The 15,301-nt window shown below is 67.3% G+C and carries 16 protein-coding genes and 1 pseudogene; 12 read left to right on the forward strand and 5 right to left on the reverse strand.

Going from position 1 to position 15,301, the window contains the following annotated elements:
- Positions 1–37 precede the first annotated feature (37 nt).
- The 5 genes and pseudogenes from A5624_RS10420 to A5624_RS28150 form a co-directional block, all read left to right on the forward strand.
- Positions 38–1,615, forward strand: a complete 1,578-nt coding sequence (locus A5624_RS10420) for a methylmalonyl-CoA mutase family protein (RefSeq protein ID WP_066865620.1) — start codon at positions 38–40, stop codon at positions 1,613–1,615.
- Complete coding sequence (locus A5624_RS10425) at positions 1,616–2,041, forward strand: cobalamin-dependent protein (RefSeq protein WP_066865623.1); 426 nt, start codon at positions 1,616–1,618, stop codon at positions 2,039–2,041.
- On the forward strand, positions 2,026–2,982 hold the full coding sequence (locus A5624_RS10430) for an LLM class F420-dependent oxidoreductase (protein ID WP_066865629.1): 957 nt from the start codon (positions 2,026–2,028) through the stop codon (positions 2,980–2,982). The genes A5624_RS10425 and A5624_RS10430 overlap by 16 nt, the downstream gene beginning before the upstream one ends.
- Positions 2,979–4,016 (forward strand): CaiB/BaiF CoA-transferase family protein, encoded by a 1,038-nt coding sequence (locus tag A5624_RS10435; protein WP_066865632.1) that lies wholly within the window; start codon positions 2,979–2,981, stop codon positions 4,014–4,016. Before A5624_RS10430 ends, A5624_RS10435 begins: the two co-directional genes overlap by 4 nt.
- A gap of 105 nt (positions 4,017–4,121) precedes the next feature.
- Positions 4,122–4,295: pseudogene (locus tag A5624_RS28150) on the forward strand (LLM class flavin-dependent oxidoreductase); the annotation flags it as partial.
- A 157-nt stretch (positions 4,296–4,452) separates the two neighbouring features.
- Here the strand turns inward: A5624_RS28150 and A5624_RS10445 are convergent.
- The 3 genes from A5624_RS10445 to A5624_RS10455 are packed head-to-tail and all read right to left on the reverse strand — an operon-like array spanning position 4,453 to position 6,424.
- Positions 4,453–5,709: an amidohydrolase family protein gene (locus A5624_RS10445; protein WP_066865638.1), complete on the reverse strand. Its 1,257-nt coding sequence runs from the start codon at positions 5,707–5,709 to the stop codon at positions 4,453–4,455.
- 41 nt (positions 5,710–5,750) lie between these two features.
- Entirely contained in the window at positions 5,751–6,065 is a 315-nt protein-coding gene (locus tag A5624_RS10450; RefSeq protein WP_066865640.1) for a DUF4286 family protein, read from the reverse strand.
- 20 nt (positions 6,066–6,085) lie between these two features.
- The gene (locus A5624_RS10455) at positions 6,086–6,424 is read right to left on the reverse strand and encodes a 2Fe-2S iron-sulfur cluster-binding protein (RefSeq protein WP_066865642.1); all 339 of its coding nucleotides are present in this window, start codon (positions 6,422–6,424) and stop codon (positions 6,086–6,088) included.
- Positions 6,425–6,550: 126 nt separating this feature from the next.
- Between A5624_RS10455 and A5624_RS10460 the strand changes: the two genes are divergently transcribed.
- The 4 genes from A5624_RS10460 (at position 6,551) to A5624_RS10475 (ending at position 10,849) form a co-directional block, all read left to right on the forward strand.
- A complete protein-coding gene (locus A5624_RS10460; RefSeq protein WP_066865645.1) occupies positions 6,551–7,954 on the forward strand; it encodes a class I adenylate-forming enzyme family protein in 1,404 nt (467 codons plus the stop codon).
- Positions 7,932–8,837 (forward strand): acyl-CoA dehydrogenase family protein, encoded by a 906-nt coding sequence (locus A5624_RS10465; RefSeq protein ID WP_066865648.1) that lies wholly within the window; start codon positions 7,932–7,934, stop codon positions 8,835–8,837. The genes A5624_RS10460 and A5624_RS10465 overlap by 23 nt, the downstream gene beginning before the upstream one ends.
- Positions 8,824–9,906 carry an acyl-CoA dehydrogenase family protein gene (locus tag A5624_RS10470; RefSeq protein WP_066865651.1) on the forward strand — a complete coding sequence of 361 codons (1,083 nt, stop codon included), beginning with the start codon at positions 8,824–8,826 and terminating at the stop codon, positions 9,904–9,906. Before A5624_RS10465 ends, A5624_RS10470 begins: the two co-directional genes overlap by 14 nt.
- Before the next feature lie 172 nt (positions 9,907–10,078).
- Positions 10,079–10,849, forward strand: coding sequence for an enoyl-CoA hydratase/isomerase family protein (locus A5624_RS10475; protein ID WP_066865654.1), 771 nt, complete (start codon positions 10,079–10,081; stop codon positions 10,847–10,849).
- A gap of 20 nt (positions 10,850–10,869) precedes the next feature.
- Here the strand turns inward: A5624_RS10475 and A5624_RS10480 are convergent, their stop codons facing one another.
- Positions 10,870–11,724, reverse strand: a complete 855-nt coding sequence (locus A5624_RS10480; RefSeq protein WP_082972358.1) for a proline iminopeptidase-family hydrolase — start codon at positions 11,722–11,724, stop codon at positions 10,870–10,872.
- A 91-nt stretch (positions 11,725–11,815) separates the two neighbouring features.
- Positions 11,816–12,424: a cation transporter gene (locus tag A5624_RS10485; protein ID WP_066865660.1), complete on the reverse strand. Its 609-nt coding sequence runs from the start codon at positions 12,422–12,424 to the stop codon at positions 11,816–11,818.
- A gap of 158 nt (positions 12,425–12,582) precedes the next feature.
- On the opposite strand from A5624_RS10485, the gene A5624_RS10490 reads away from it, so the two are divergent.
- From A5624_RS10490 to meaB, 3 genes are all read left to right on the forward strand, one after another.
- Positions 12,583–13,101 carry a phenolic acid decarboxylase gene (locus tag A5624_RS10490; RefSeq protein WP_066865663.1) on the forward strand — a complete coding sequence of 173 codons (519 nt, stop codon included), beginning with the start codon at positions 12,583–12,585 and terminating at the stop codon, positions 13,099–13,101.
- Positions 13,102–13,213: 112 nt separating this feature from the next.
- The gene (locus A5624_RS10495) at positions 13,214–14,353 is read left to right on the forward strand and encodes a thiolase family protein (RefSeq protein ID WP_066865666.1); all 1,140 of its coding nucleotides are present in this window, start codon (positions 13,214–13,216) and stop codon (positions 14,351–14,353) included.
- A 7-nt stretch (positions 14,354–14,360) separates the two neighbouring features.
- Positions 14,361–15,248 carry a methylmalonyl Co-A mutase-associated GTPase MeaB gene (meaB, locus tag A5624_RS10500; protein ID WP_066865668.1) on the forward strand — a complete coding sequence of 296 codons (888 nt, stop codon included), beginning with the start codon at positions 14,361–14,363 and terminating at the stop codon, positions 15,246–15,248.
- Positions 15,249–15,301 lie beyond the last annotated feature (53 nt).

Here is a 15,301-nt window from a genome sequence, read left to right on the forward strand (position 1 = left end):
TTGGCATTCTCTTTTTTTGCAAGTACGTTATTCACCGATGGATAATACGGCCCACACTCCGTCTGGTATCCCGCTGCAGCCCGTCTACGGGCCGGGGGACGTACACGCGGAGCCTCCGCAGCCGGGGGAGTTCCCCTTCACCCGGGGTAACTTCGCGTCCGGCTACCGCGGCAAGCTCTGGACCTTCCGGCAGTACTCCGGCTTCGGCACCGCCGAGGAATCCAACCGCCGCTACCGCTACCTGCTGGAGCAGGGCGGGACGGGGCTGTCGGTGGCGCTCGACCTGCCCACCCAGTGCGGGTACGACTCCGACGACCCGGAGTTCGGCGAGGAAGTCGGCCGCGTCGGCGTCGCGGTGGACACCCTGGCCGACTTCGAGATCCTGTTCGACGGCATCCCGCTGGACAAGCTAAGCACGAGCATGACGATCAACGGAACCGCGGCGATCCTCCTGGCGTTCTACGTCGCCGCCGCCGAGAAGAAGGGAATCCCGCGGGCCAAGCTCACCGGCACCATCCAGAACGACATCCTCAAGGAGTACGCCTCGCGCGGTACCTGGATCTGGCCGCCGGAGCCTTCCCTGCGGCTGATCGCCGACACCATCGAGTTCTGTGCGGCCGAAGTTCCGCGGTTCAACGCGATTTCGGTGGCGGGGGCGCATTTCCGCGATGCCGGGGCCAACGCGGTGCAGGAGATGGCGTTCACCCTGGCCGACGGGGTGACCTATTGCGACACCGTGGTCGAGCGCGGCCGCATGACGATCGACCAGTTCGCGCCGCAGATCTCGTTCTTCTTCTACACCCACGGCGACTTCTTCGAGGAGATCGCCAAATACCGTGCGGGGCGGCGACGTTGGGCGACGATCGTGCAGGAGCGCTACGGGGCGAAAACGGCCAAGGCGGCGATGTTCCGCTTCGGTTGCGTCTGCGGCGGCGCCTCGCTGTACGCGCCGCAGGCCCACAACAACATCGTCCGGGTCGCCTACGAGGCGATGGCCGCGGTGCTGGGCGGTGTCCAGTCGATGTTCACCGCGGCCTGGGACGAACCGTTCGCACTACCCACCGAGGAAACCACGACCCTGGCGCTGCGCACCCAGCAGATCCTGGCGCACGAGACCGGGGTGGCCAGCGTCGCCGACCCGCTCGGCGGCTCCTACTTCGTCGAGGCGCTGACCGATGCCACCGAGGAGCGCATCATCGAGATCATGTCCGACCTCGAGCGGCACGGCGGGATGGTCCAGGCCATCGAGGACGGTTACCTGCAGGGCCTGATCGCCGACGAGGCGTTCAAGCTGCACCAGGACGTCGAAGCCGGCACCCGGCCGGTCGTCGGGGTCAACCGGTTCGTGACCGAGGAGCCCGAGCACGACGTGGTCACCTACGAACTCGACGCGGAGGGCCGCGACCTGCAACTCAAGCGGCTGTCCAAGGTCAAGGCCGAAAGGGATTCGGCCGCAGTGGAATCCACGTTGGCCGCGCTGTCGCGGTCGGCCGAGGGAGACGACAACCTGATGCACAAGCTGATCGATTGCGCCAACGCGTACTGCACGGTCGGGGAAATGGTGTCCGCGCTCAAGGCGGTCTGGGGCGAATTCCAGCAACCGGTGGTGTTTTAGATGACGGCCCGCATTCTCGTCGCCAAACCCGGCCTGGACGGGCACGACCGCGGCGCCAAGATCGTCGCCCGCACCCTGCGTGACGCCGGTTTCGAGGTCATCTACACCGGCATCCGGCAGCGCATCGAAGACATCGCGTCCATCGCCGTCCAGGAGGACGTCGCCGTCGTCGGCCTGAGCATCCTGTCGGGTGCGCACCTGGCGCTGACCGCCCGGACCATCGAAGCGCTGCGCGCCGCCGATGCGGCCGACATCGCCGTCGTCGTCGGCGGGACGATCCCGCACGCGGACGTACCCAAGCTGCTATCGGCCGGTGCGGTAGCGGTATTCCCCACCGGGACACCCCTGGAGAACCTGGTGCGCGAGATCCGCAAACTGACCGACACCCCCGAGCCAGCCCTGGAGGAACCGTGCGCGTCGGAGTAATGATCGGCGCCGAGCGTGGCGATATGGCCCGCAAGGTGGACAGGCTGGTCTCCGACATCGAATGGGCCGAATCCGCGGGCCTGGACACGGCGTGGATGCCGCAGGTACCCAACGACTTCGACTGCCTGACCATGGTGTCGCTGATGGCCGCCCACAGCTCACGCATCGAGCTGGGCACCGCCGTGGTGCCGCTGCAGGCCCAGCACCCCATCGCCCTTGCCCGCCAGGCCCTCTCGACACACGCGGTGGCCGGCGGCCGGCTTGCCCTTGGTGTCGGGCCGTCGCACCACTGGATCGTCCGCGACATGCTCGGCCTGCCGTACGAGAAGCCGGCCGCCTACACCCGCGACTATCTGCAGGTGCTCAACGCCGCCATCGCCGGACCGGGAGACGTTGACGTCGAGAATGATTCGTTCACCGTGCACAACCCGCTGGCGATCGGGGCCGACACCCCGATGCCGGTGCTCGTCGCCGCGTTGGGGCCGGTGATGCTTCAGATCGCCGGTGAACTGGCGGACGGCACCGTGCTGTGGATGGCCGACGAGCGCGCGATCGGCGATCACATCGCACCGAAGATCACCAAGGCCGCCGCCGACGCCGGCCGTCCGGCGCCGCGCATTATCGCGGGCATCCCGGTATGCCTTTGCGAGCCTTCGCGAGTCGACGAGGCCAAGGAGCGGGCCAACCGCATCCTGGGCGAGGCGGAGGTGTCGCCCAACTATCAGCGCCTGCTGGACCGCGGCGACGCCCGCGACGTCGGTGACCTGTGCGCGGCCGGTGACGAGGAACTGATCCTGGGCCGGATGCGCCGGTTCGCCGACGCCGGCGTGACCGATCTGTCGGTGCGGCTGCTGCCGATCGGCGACAATCGCGACGAGCTGGTCGCCTCCAAGCGGCGCACCCGCGAAATGATCGCCTCACTCGCCGCGGAAATGCGTTGACCGCAAACCACTCCGGGCCGCTGGCGGGGGTCCGTATCCTCGAGGTCGGCACCATGCTGGCGGGGCCGTACGCCACCATGCTGCTCGCCGACCTCGGCGCCGACGTCACCAAGATCGAACCCGCCGGCGGCGAGATCTCCCGCAGCGTCGGCGCCACCTACTTCGCCAGCCTCAACCGCAACAAATCCAGCATCACGCTGGACCTCAATTCCGATGCGGGGCAGCAGCGGTTGGGTGAACTGGTCGCGGATTCGCACGCGCTGCTGGTGAACCTGAAACCCTCAGCCATCCGCAGGCTTGGCCTGACCTACGACTCGCTGCGCCGGCACAACGAGAAGATCGTCTGCGTGGCGATCACCGGCTTCGGGCTCTACGGCGGCGACGACCCGGCGTTCGACTACGTGGTGCAGGCGGGCGTCGGCACCGCCGCCCTGACCGGCGACCCGGACGGTCCGCCGACGCTGCCCGGCTACTCGTCGGCCGATAACTCCACCGGAATGACCGCGGCCCTGGGGCTGTTGGCCAAGATCATCTCGGGCACCGGCGGCCAGGTGGATGTGTCGCTGCGCGACGTCATGCTGTCCCAGCTGAACTACCACGCGTCGGCCTATCTCAACGGCGGCGTCATACCGCAGCGCCGCCCCTACGGGGCGCATTCGTATTATGTTCCGGCTCAGCTCTTTCCGACCGCCGACGGATATCTGGCGCTGTTCATCACCCACGACGGTTTCTGGAAGTCGTTCGCCGCGGAAGCCGGCATCGGCGGCTTCGAAACCATGGCCGAGCGAGTCGCGCGCCGCGACGAAGTGCTGGCCGTCGTCACGGCGATGCTCGCCACCGACAGCGCGATCGGCTGGGAGGGGCGACTGCGCCCGCTGGGGGTTCCCGCCGCCGCGGTCCGGAGCCTGCCCGAAGCGCTCGAGGCCACGCCCGAAGTGGTTGTCACAGCGGGTGAATTCCGGTTGGTGGGCAGCCCGATCCACGTCTCGGGGTATGAGCCCGAGTACCGTCCGCCGCCGGAGTTGAGCCAGTAGGCACCTCCGCCGAGCGTCGAATGTGAAGCCAGTGTCACGTTCGGGTCCGAGCGTGAAACCAACTTCACGTTCGGCGTCAGGCGCCCGGCCCGGTGAGGTGAGCCTCGGCCGGCCCAGACCCTGCACGCCGCGACGGCCCGACTCGCCCAGGCTTATCCGGACAGAATCGTGCTGGGGTTAGGCGTCGGCTATCCGGAGCAGGCGGCCAGCGTCGGCCGCGACTACGGGAGCCCGGTGGCCACCATGCGTGACTATCTGCGGGCGATGGACGATCCCACAGTGGTGCTGCTTGGGCCCATTGGCGGTGAATTCGGCGCAGGCATTCACCAATTCGAAGAGTTGGCTCCGGCGCTTCACGCGCTCGGGCGCGTCACCTGATGCGCCCTTGTGTCCGAAAGGCCGACCCGCCTCCGGGCTGACCCCCGGGCTACGTCAGCTACGCGAGCTGCTTCTCCGCGTACAGGCGCGCCCACTCGGCACGCGACCGGATCGACACGTCGACGTCACTTCCCTTGGCGCGCAGGGCCTGCACGGTGGCCTGCTCACGGGGGGTCCGGGCGAACGGATCCCAGCCGAAGAACCGGCAGGCGTTGCCCCAGGTGATCTTGTTGATGTCGGCGTCGTCGGCGCCGGCGGCGTTGAGCTCGGCAAGCACCTGCTCGGGCGCGTCCGGCCAGAAGCAGTCCGAGTGCGGGTAGTCGCACTCCCAGGCGATGATGTCAATGCCGATCTCGTGGCGCAGCTTCAGTGACGTCTTGTCGGTGACATAGCAGGCCAGCGAGTGTTCACGGAAGACGTCGCTGGGCAGCTTGTCGCCGAAGTCACGGCGCAGCCATTTCTGGTTGGTGTAGTGACGGTCGCTGCGATCCAGATAGAACGGGATCCAGCCGATACCGCCTTCGGAGAAGGCGAATTTCAGGTCGGGATAGTTGCGCATGGCCGGGCCCCACAGCAGATCTTGGGCGCACATCGCCGAGACCTGGGTGGCCAGAATGATCAGGTTGTCGATCGGCGCATTCGGTGCCATGCTGATCGCCCCGAACCCGGTGCCGATGTGCAGGCACATCACCACGTTCTCCTCGGACAGCGTGCGGAACACCGGACCCCAGTAGTCCTCGTCGTGGTAGCTCGGAAGTCCTTCCAGGTGCGGCAATTCCGGCATCGTCACCGCGCGGCAACCCTTCGCCGCGACGCGGCGGATCTCGGCGCACATGCCCTCGGGAGTCCAGGTCGGCAGGATCGCGATCGGGATGAAGCGGTCCGGATAGGAGCCGGCCCATTCGTCGATGTGCCAGTCGTTGTACGCCGACACCATCACCAGGGTGACGTCCTCGCGGGTCATGTTGAGGTGGCGGGCCGAAAAGCCGGTGAACGTCGGGAAGCACATCGATGCGAGGATGCCGTTGCGGTTCATGTCGCGGACGCGTTCGTGGACGTCATAGACGCCGGGGCGCATCTCGGCGAAGCCGGCGGGATCGCGGCCCCATTCCTCGGCGGGCCACGACACCACGGCGTTCAGACCGCTGACGCCCTGCGGCCTGCCCTGGTACATCCATTGGTCGACGCCCTTGTCGTCGGTGACGACGACGGGTGCCTCTTCCTTGTACTTGGCGGGAACGTGCCGCAGGAACATGTCGGGCGGTTCGACCACGTGGTCGTCGATGCTCACCAAGATCAGGTCGTCGACCTTCATCAAGCAGTCCTCTCTGGCACAGCGATTCGAACCGAAGTCGGCTAGCCGCTGTGCTCCGTGGTGGTCTCGAGCAGTCGGGGAATCGGCGCCGGGTCGAGCTGCAGGGCGTCCGACATGTGCAGCTGCCCGGCGTTGGCGATCATGTTGTCCAGAATCGCCTGCAGATCGTCGCCCTCGATCTCGTAGATGGCGACGTAGGGTCCTTCGCCGTCGACGGGCCGCAGCCGGCGCGCGGAGACGAACCCGTCCAGGGCCACCAGCTCACCCAGGTGCACCTCGTCGTACCAGGTGTTGTATTCCTGTTCGCGTTCGGGCGAGCTGGGTCGGCTCTCCACGAGGATGATGCCCTTGGCCATCGTCGCCACCTCTCTGGCTGCTACTCGTAGCGCACCGTGACCGAGTCCGTGTCCGGAACGCCCTGGCACGTCAGAATGTAGCCCTCGGCGACCTCGTCCTCCTCGAGAGCGTCGTTGACCCGCATGGTGGCGTGGCCCTCTTCGAGCTTGGCCATGCAGGTGCCGCAGTTGCCGGCCTCGCAGCTGAACGGCGGCTCCAGCCCCGCGCGACGGGCGCTCTCCAACAGCGTCTCGCCCGGGACCCTGGGCACCGAGACCTTCTTGCGGTCGAGGTGAATCGTCACCGTCCCGGCACCGGAGCCGTTTGTTGCCGGATCTGTCACCCCTGGGGTCTCCTCGATGATCCGGGTGACCGTCACTGAGACCGCCCCCTCTCCCGTATTTGCATTCTTCAGTATAGAGAATACTATTCTCACGAAGCGATAGCATCTTCTCAAGACTGTATGGATGTCGGGTCAGCCCGGTCTGTCAGGGAAGGACGGGACGTGACCGAGCCGGCGGCGCTCGTGTTCGAGGAACGGCGATTCAGCGCGCCCGAACTCGACGCGTTGGCCGACGGATGGGCCGCAACCCTGGCAAAAGGCGGTGTCGCCGCGGGCCAACGCGTCGCCGTCATGGCCTCCACCCGGCCGGAATTTCTTGCCGTGGTGCTCGCGATCTGGCGGCTGGCCGCCGCGGCGGTACTCATCAGCCCCGCGTGGAAGCGCGACGAGGTCGACCATGCGCTCGCGCTGACCGAGCCCGCGCACGCCGTCGGGGACCACCCGGTGCTGGCCGGCCTGATGCCGATGCGGCACCTCGACGAGCCGGCCGCGCCCGCGGAGCCGATGGCCGCGTCACCGCCACCCGGGGCCGACGCGGCGCTGGTGTTCAGCTCCGGCACCACCGGCCTGCCCAAGGCCGTCCGGCACACCCACGCCTCGCTGGACGAAGCGGTGCGGCACTGGCGCCAAGCGCTGCAACTGACTCACCGCGACCGGATCCAGGTCGCCACGCCGCCCTCGCACATCCTCGGGCTGCTGAACCTGCTGACCGCGCTGAAGGCCGGCGCCGGTGTGCGCCTACATCCCCGGTTCGACATCGAGCGGGTGCTGCAGCACATCGAAAGTGACCGCATCACAGTGGAAATGGCGGTCGCTCCCATTGCGTTGGCCATCGCTTCACATCCCAGCCTCGAGTCCTATGACCTGTCCTCGCTGCGCTACATCATGTGGGGGGCCACGCCGGTCAACGCACACGTCGCAGAGACGGTGACCCGGCGCACCGGTGTGGGTTGGCTTCCGGCGTACGGGACCACGGAATTGCCTGTCGTGGCGTGCAATCCGATTGAGGACCCGCGCCTGGACACCGTCGGACGGGCGGTGCCCGGTGTGGACCTACGGATCGTCTCACTGGAAACCGGCCAGCCGGTCGGCCCCGGTGAGGTCGGGGAGATCCATGCCCGCGCGGCGTCGCTCATGGCCGGCTACCTGCCGGCGGACGCGACCCGCGAGGCGATCCGTGACGGGTGGTACCGCACCGGAGATGTCGGCTGGCTCGACGCCGGCGGGTGGCTGCGGATCACCGACCGGCTCAAAGAGATGATCAAAGTGCGCGGCTTCCAGGTCGCCCCCGCCGAAATCGAGACGGTGCTGCACAGTCATCCGGCCGTCAAAGACTGCGCGGTGTTCGGGATTCCGGACGGCCTCAACGGCGAAGCCGTCGTCGCCGCGGTCGCGACGTCCGCGCCGGTCGATGCGACAGACCTGACCGCCATGGTGGACGAGAAACTGGCGTCCTATAAGCAGCTGAGCCGAGTGGTGTTCGTTCCCGACATTCCCCGCCTGCCTTCGGGCAAGGTGCTGCGCCGAGTTCTGAAGGAGCGTTATGGATGTACGTCTGACAGCTGAACAACAGCAATTACGCGACGCCGCAGCCAAACTGGCCGACGACCTCGGGCCGGCCGTGGTGCAGGATCTCGACGACCACACGCGAATCACTCGTCTGGACAAGCAGATCGAGAACACCGGCTGGCGGTCGTTGCGTTCCGACGGGGCCTCCGGCGTGGAGGTAGCCATCGTGGCCGAGGAGTTCGGCCGCCGGCTGGTTGACAGCCCCTTCCTCGGCCCGGTGCTGGCCGACGATCTGGGCCGCCACGCCGGTGCGGACGTGTCCGCGGCCACCGTCGCCTTCGGCGATCGGGTTATCGACGCCCGCGGCGCGCGGCGCGCCCTATGGCTCTCGGGGGATGTCGTTCTCGCCGGTGATGTGCAAACCGCACCGGAGAGCGTCGATCTGACGCGGGCCGACGCGACGATCACGGGATCGCCTCAGACGCTGGCGGAAGTGTCCTCCGTGGTCGCCGAGCAGTGGCGGGCCCTCGCCTTGGTCGCCACCACGGCGGACCTGGTCGGCATCGCGAGGGGCGCCCACGCCCTCGCGTGTGACTATGCCAAAATCCGTGAGCAGTACGGCAAGCAGATCGGCTCCTACCAAGCCATCGCCCACCTGCTTGCCGAAAGCCTTGCGCTGATCGAAGGTTCGGTGAGCGTGCTGCGCCATGCCGCGTGGGCGGTCGACGAGCTGGCTCCCGCCGAAGCCATTCGGGCCGCCCAGATCGCCAAGGTGTACTGCGCGCGCGCCACCCGCACCGTCTGCGAGACGGCCATCCAGGTGCACGGCGGTATCGGCAACACCTGGGAATGCGTGGCGCATGTCTATCTGCGCCGCGCCCTCACTTCGACCGAGCTGTGGCCGGTCGCGTTGAAGGAGATCGATTTTGGACTTTCGTGACTCACCCGATGAAGCCGCCTTCCGGGAGCGGCTGCGCACCTGGCTTGCCGCACACGCCAAGGGATTCTCCGGCTCCGGTGACGAGTATTGGGCGCGCATGGCCGACTGGCACCGCGCCCTCTACGACAACGGCTTCTTCGGCCTGTCCTGGCCACGTGACTGGGGCGGTCAGGATCTGGCGCCCGTCTACGACGTCATCGTCGACGAGGAGCTGGTGCGGGCCGGTGCCCCGCCGCGCCCCAGCGTTGGCTATCTGGTGTACGGCATCGGTGAACACGCCAGCGACGACCTGCGAAAGCGCTTCCTGCCCGGCATCATCAACGGAACCGAGCGCTGGTGCCAGGGCTTCAGCGAGCCGGGTGCCGGTTCGGACCTGGCGTCGCTGACCACCACCGCTCGCCTCGAGGGCGACACGTATGTGGTGAACGGGCACAAGATCTGGACCAGTTATTCCGACGTGGCCGACTGGTGTCTGTTGCTGGCTCGCACCGACCCCGAGGCCAAGCGCCACCGCGGCCTGTCGGCGTTCGTCCTGGAGATGAAACAGCCCGGCGTGCAACAGCGCCCGCTGCAGATGATCAACGGGGTGACCAACGAATTCGGTCAGGTGTTCTTCGACGGTGCCAAGGTGCCGGCGGACCGGATGGTCGGGGCGCCCGGTGACGGTTGGGCGGTGGCCATGACCGTCGTCGGGCACGAACGCGAGCCCTCCACTCTCGGCTACGCGGCGCGCTACGGCAAGCTTGTCCGAGAGTTGTTGTCCCGCAACGACGGCGAGGTGCCCGAGGAACTGGCCTGGGCCGCCGTCCAGTCGGATATGCTGACCCACCACGTGCGCCGGCGGCTGTCCGAACAGCTCGACGGGGTCTCGCACGGTTCGGAAGGATCGCTGGACAAGCTGTTGATGACCTGGGTCGAACAGTCCGTCGGGCACGCCGCCCTGGCCGTGGCGGGCACCCGGGATCCAGATCTGCTCAGCGCCTACCTGTACAGCCGAGCGCAGAGCGTCATGGGCGGGACGTCGCAGATACAAAAGAACATCATCGCTTCACGAATCTTGGGATTGTAGAGAGTGATCGCGAACGCGGGCGCAGCCCGGGTGAAGCGGGTCACGACCGTAGTAGGAGTGATCGCGAACGCGGGCGCAGCCCGGGTGAAGCGGGTCACGACCATGGCAGGAGTGATCGCGATCGCGGGCGCAGCCCGGGTGAAGCGGGTCACGACGATCGAAGGAGTCTGACGTGTACGACATGCCTACCGAAATCGACGTTCAGGCCGACGGTGCCTTGCGCATCATCACGCTCAACCGGCCCGATTCGCTCAACTCGGTCAACGACAACCTGCACGTCGGCCTCGCGCGGCTCTGGCAGCGACTCACCGATGACCCCACCGCCCGCGCCGCGGTGATCACCGGCGCGGGCCGGGCGTTTTCGGCCGGCGGTGATTTCACGTATCTGGAGGAGCTGGCGAACGATGCCGACTTGCGCGCCAAGACAATTCGCGACGGACGCGAGATCGTGCTGGGCATGGCGCGGTGCCGGATTCCGGTGGTGGCGGCGGTCAACGGCCCCGCCGTCGGACTGGGCTGCAGTCTGGTGGCGCTCAGCGACATCGTCTACATCGCCGAAGACGCCTATCTGGCCGACCCGCACGTGCAGGTCGGCCTGGTGGCCGCCGACGGTGGGCCGCTGACCTGGCCGCTGCACATCAGCCTGCTGCTGGCCAAGGAATTCGCCCTCACCGGAACCCGTATCGGCGCACAGCGGGCCGTCGAGCTCGGCTTGGCCAATCACATTGCCGACGACCCGGTTGCGGAGGCGATCGCCACCGCCAAAAAGATTCTGGAACTGCCGCAGCAGGCGGTCGAGAGCACCAAGCGCGTGCTCAACATTCACCTGGAGCGGGCCGTGCTCGCCAGTCTGGACTATGCGCTGTCGGCCGAGAGCCAGTCATTCCTGACCGAGGACTTCCGGGCCAACGTCGCAAAGTTCAACGCGGCCAAGAAGAACTGAGGTGTAGCGGCGCGACGGCCTCACGAGTCATGCCGGCGCAGGAAGTCACGCATCACCGCGTCGAACTTGTCGGGTTCCTCGATGAACGGCATGTGAGCACTGGATTCGAACAACTCGAACCGTGAACCCGCTATACGGCGGTGCATCTCCCACATGTGTTCGGGAACGCATTCGTCGTACTTGCCCGCGAGAATCAGTGTCGGCAGGGTTATTTCGTGGAGCCGGTCGACCACATCCCAGTCCCGGATGGTGCCGACGATGTGAAAGTCGCTGGGGCCGAACATGGTCTCGAAGATCTCGGTGCCCATGTTCCGGAACGCATCCTCGAGCTCTGGCGGCCAGGGGCGCACCCGGCACAGATAGGTTTCGTTCCAGGTCCGGATGGCGGCCTGATAGTCGGGAGAGTGCGTGGTGCCGGCGGCTTCATGGCGGTCGATGGCGGCTTGGGTGGCCGGATCCAGCTCGGATTTCAAGCGCCCCACCATCTTCGCGAACTCCGGGATGGACGCGATGCTGTTGGAAATGATCAGGCTCGCCGTCCCGGCGGGGGCCGCGTCGAGCGCGTATTGCTGGGCCAACATTCCGCCCCAGGAGTTACCGAACAGATGGAAGCGGTTCAGGCCCAGGGCCCGCACCACCGCGTCCACCTCCGCCACCGAGCGCTGCATCGTCCAAAGCTCGCGATCGGGTGGGCATTCGGAGTGCCCGCAACCGAGCTGATCCCAGAAGATGACCTCGCGCTCTGTCGCCAACCGCGCCAGCGACCGCAGGTAGTCGTGCGGCAGGCCAGGCCCGCCGTGAACGACGAGCAATGGAAGACCCGCGCCGCCTCCGGTCCGCTTGAACCACACGTGGCCGCCCGGGACCGCGACCATGCCCTGAGTCATTCATCCACCATCGCAAATCGAGGGGTTTCCCGCACTGTGACGCCGTTGACACGGGGTTGTCTCGTGGCGCTGATTTGAGTCAGGGCGGCGGTGACGGGGCGAAGAAGATTTCTTTGACCTCGCGCAGCGCGTAGAACACGAGCACGTAGCCGGCGAGGGGGTCCGCCCACCACCAACCGGCGATGCTGTTCAGCAGCAAGCCGAGGAGCACCGCGGCCGCCAACAGGCCATCGACGAGCGTGACGCGGCCCTCAGTGGTGAGCACGGGGTTGCTCAGGGCGGCACCGGTTCGGGCCTTGCCGGCCGCAAGCGCGAACATCGTCACCGCGGTGATCGCCGTCCATGCGATCCCCAGGCGCGAGGGCTCGGGGTGAAAGCCGGTGACGAGGACCATCGTCGACTGCACCGCCAGGTAAATACTTAGCGCCGCAAAGGCGACGCCGATGAGCCGCAACGCTTTTCGTCGACGGGCCGCTCCTGTTCCCGACAGCTCCCAGATCACCACCGATGAGGCGCCGATCTCGATCAGCGAGTCCAGACCGAACCCGGCCAGCGCCACCGATCTGGCCGCGATGGCGGCCGACGCGAGGATAACGATGCCAACCACGTTCCAGGCCAGGGTGGCGTATTCGAGGGCAAATCCGCGCCGCAGCAGAGACCGGCGGGCGGCCTCGTCCAAGTGGCTCATCGCAGTCAGTCTCACATACCGGCATACCGCCATGGCCGATATCGTCGAAGGACGGTGCAGGAAACCTCGACGTTGCCGGGCGTGGTTGCCGCAGCAGCCGCGTTTCCGGCAGGATTTCCCAGTGCAGGAGCTGCGGGGCCAAACGGGGAGGAACGGCAATGACGAGTGTTGACAATCCGATTCCGGCGCAAGACCTTTCGGGAATCGTCGGGCACCGCTTCATCTACACCTACGCCAACGGTTGGCAATACGAGATGTACGTCAAGAATGCCACCACCATCGACTACCGGATCCACTCCGGGCACGTCGGCGGCCGCTGGGTCAAAGGCCAGCACGTCGACCTCGTCCAACTCGACGATGACAGCTTCAAACTCTCGTGGTCCGAACCCACCGGCACCTGCGTGGCCGTCAACGTCTTGCCCGCCAAACGCCGCGTTCACGGGGTCATCTTCTTTCCCCAGTGGATCCGGCAGCACGGTGAGCGCACCGTCTGCTTCCAGAACGAACACCTGGATGAGATGCAGGCCTACCGGGATCAAGGCCCGACCTACCCGATCTACGAAGTCCCGGAATTCGCCTACATCACCCTGTTCGAATACGTCGGTGCCGACGACGAGAGCGTCATCGACACCGGTCCCGAACATCTGCCCGCGGGATGGGCCGACCGCACCAACTGATCGGTGGGCGATTGTTGCGACTCACACTCTCGCAATGAGAGAATATGATTCTCACTGGACGTGCGAGTGCCGCTGCGGCCCCGTACCCGCTGGCTGAACTGGAGAACGACCCGTGTCTGAAGCCGTCATCGTGTCCGCCCTGCGCACCCCCATCGGCACCGCTCGCAAGGGCACGCTGCGCGATACCAGTGCGTTCGACCTGGCCCACCACGTCGTCAGCGAGGCCGCCAAGGATCTGGACCCGACGCAGGTCGACGACGTGATCCTGGGCGAGGGTCTCTACGGCGGGGGCGTGCTCGCCCGCCACGCCGCCGTCACCGCTGGGCTGACGCAGGTGCCCGGATTGGCCAACAACCGGCACTGCGCGGCGGGGCAGGCGGCCGTGCAGACCGCGGCCGCCGGCGTGCGCGCGGGCATGGACCAGCTCGTCATCGCCGGGGGCGTGAACTCGGCGTCGACGTCACCGCGATCGCGGATGCAGGTGGACGGCGAGTGGGTCGACTGGTTTCCGCCGACCCACCCGGACCGGCCCGACGCCCCCAACATGGACATGTCGATCACCGTGGGCTGGAACGCTGCGGTCAAGGCCGGCGTGAGTCGCGAGGAGATGGACGCCTGGGCGCTGCGCTCACACCGCAACGCCATCGCCGCCATCGACGAAGGCCGCTTCAAAGAGGAGATCGTGCCGATCGAGACCCCGCACGGGTTGTTCGCTGTCGACGAGCACCCGCGCCGGGACACCAGCATGGAGAAGCTGGGCGCGCTCAAGCCGCTGCACCCAGAAATCGAGGGCTTCTCGATCACCGCCGGCAATGCCTGCGGCGCCAACGACGGCGCCGCGGTGCTGACGATTGCCAGCGACCGGCTCGGGTTGCCCGCGCTCGCCACCATCCGGTCCTGGGCATCCGTCGGCGTCGACCCTGCGATCACCGGCCTGGCGCCGGTGGAAGCGATACCGAAAGCCCTTAAGCGAGGCGGATTTTCGATCGCCGACGTGGACCTGTTCGAGATCAACGAAGCGTTCGCCGCGATGTGCGTGGCCACCATCAAGCTGCTCGAGCTCGACCCCGACAAGGTCAACGTCAGCGGCAGCGGTTGCTCGCTGGGCCACCCCGTCGCGGCCACCGGCGCCCGGATGTTGGTCACCCTGGTGCACGAGTTGCGCCGCCGCGGCGGCGGCATCGGCGTCGCGGCGATGTGTGCGGGCGGCGGGATGGGCGCGGCGACGGTGATCGAGGTCGCGGCTCCATAATGCGTACATGATCATCGCTGATCTGATTGCCCGCGCGCGCAACGGATCTCCCCGCGCGGTCGGTCGCCTGCTCAGCCTCGTCGAGGGCGACCAGCGCGACGAGGTCTTGGCGAATATCGGGTCATCGCCGGGCGGCATGGGCCCGGTCGTCGGCATCACCGGTCCCCCGGGGGCGGGAAAGTCGACGACGGTCGCCGCGCTGGTCAGTGCCTACCGCAAGCGCGGTTCCCGGGTGGCGGTGTTGGCGGTGGACCCGTCGTCCCCGTTCAGTGGGGGTGCGCTGCTGGGTGATCGAATTCGGATGGCCGCCCATATCAACGACTCCGACGTCCTGATCCGTTCGGTGGCCACCCGTGGGCACCTGGGCGGCCTGGCCGCCGCGGTTCCGGCGGCCATCCGGTTGTTGGGGGCGATCGGGTATGACGTCGTCCTGCTGGAGACGGTGGGGGTGGGCCAGTCCGAGATCGAGATTGCCGCCGTCGCCGACCCGACGGTCGTCATCCTCAATCCCGGTGCGGGCGACGCGGTTCAGGCGGCCAAGGCGGGCGTGCTGGAAGTCGCCGACATCGTGGCGGTCAACAAGGCGGACCGCGACGGTGCCGAACAGACGGTTCGGGATCTGCGGGCCGAAACCAGTGCCATGATCGTCTCCCTGATCGCCGCCCGGGGCGAGGGCATCGACGACCTGATGGCCGCCATCGAGGACCATCGCCGCACCGACAGCCGTGCCCGCCGGCTGGCGCGGGCGCGGGCGCAGATTCTCTCCCTCGCGCAGACCAGGCTGCGGACCCAGCCGGATCTCGACCGGCTCGCCGAGGCGGTCGTCGACGGCGACCAGGACCCCTACGCGGCCGCCGATCAGCTGATCTCACCTCCCACACCCCGGACCGATTGAGCCCGGCTGTCCCCCAATCGGGGGAACGGGCATTCATCACGTTTGCGGGCCGA

The organism is Mycobacterium sp. 1482292.6 (assembly GCF_001672995.1).
In the GTDB taxonomy this organism is placed as follows: Bacteria; Actinomycetota; Actinomycetes; order Mycobacteriales; family Mycobacteriaceae; genus Mycobacterium; species Mycobacterium europaeum_A.

What these genes read in the sequence shown, in the direction of transcription:
- A5624_RS10490 (WP_066865663.1), top strand. Translation starts at nt 12,583, where the DNA reads ATGACGAGTGTTGACAATCCGATTCCGGCGCAAGACCTTTCGGGAATC.
- A5624_RS10480 (WP_082972358.1), bottom strand. Translation starts at nt 11,724, where the DNA reads ATGGTCGCGGTCCCGGGCGGCCACGTGTGGTTCAAGCGGACCGGAGGC.
- A5624_RS10425 (WP_066865623.1), top strand. Translation starts at nt 1,616, where the DNA reads ATGACGGCCCGCATTCTCGTCGCCAAACCCGGCCTGGACGGGCACGAC.
- A5624_RS10465 (WP_066865648.1), top strand. Translation starts at nt 7,932, where the DNA reads ATGGATGTACGTCTGACAGCTGAACAACAGCAATTACGCGACGCCGCA.
- A5624_RS10445 (WP_066865638.1), bottom strand. Translation starts at nt 5,709, where the DNA reads ATGAAGGTCGACGACCTGATCTTGGTGAGCATCGACGACCACGTGGTC.
- A5624_RS10485 (WP_066865660.1), bottom strand. Translation starts at nt 12,424, where the DNA reads ATGAGCCACTTGGACGAGGCCGCCCGCCGGTCTCTGCTGCGGCGCGGA.
- meaB (WP_066865668.1), top strand. Translation starts at nt 14,361, where the DNA reads ATGATCATCGCTGATCTGATTGCCCGCGCGCGCAACGGATCTCCCCGC.
- A5624_RS10420 (WP_066865620.1), top strand. Translation starts at nt 38, where the DNA reads ATGGATAATACGGCCCACACTCCGTCTGGTATCCCGCTGCAGCCCGTC.
- A5624_RS10450 (WP_066865640.1), bottom strand. Translation starts at nt 6,065, where the DNA reads ATGGCCAAGGGCATCATCCTCGTGGAGAGCCGACCCAGCTCGCCCGAA.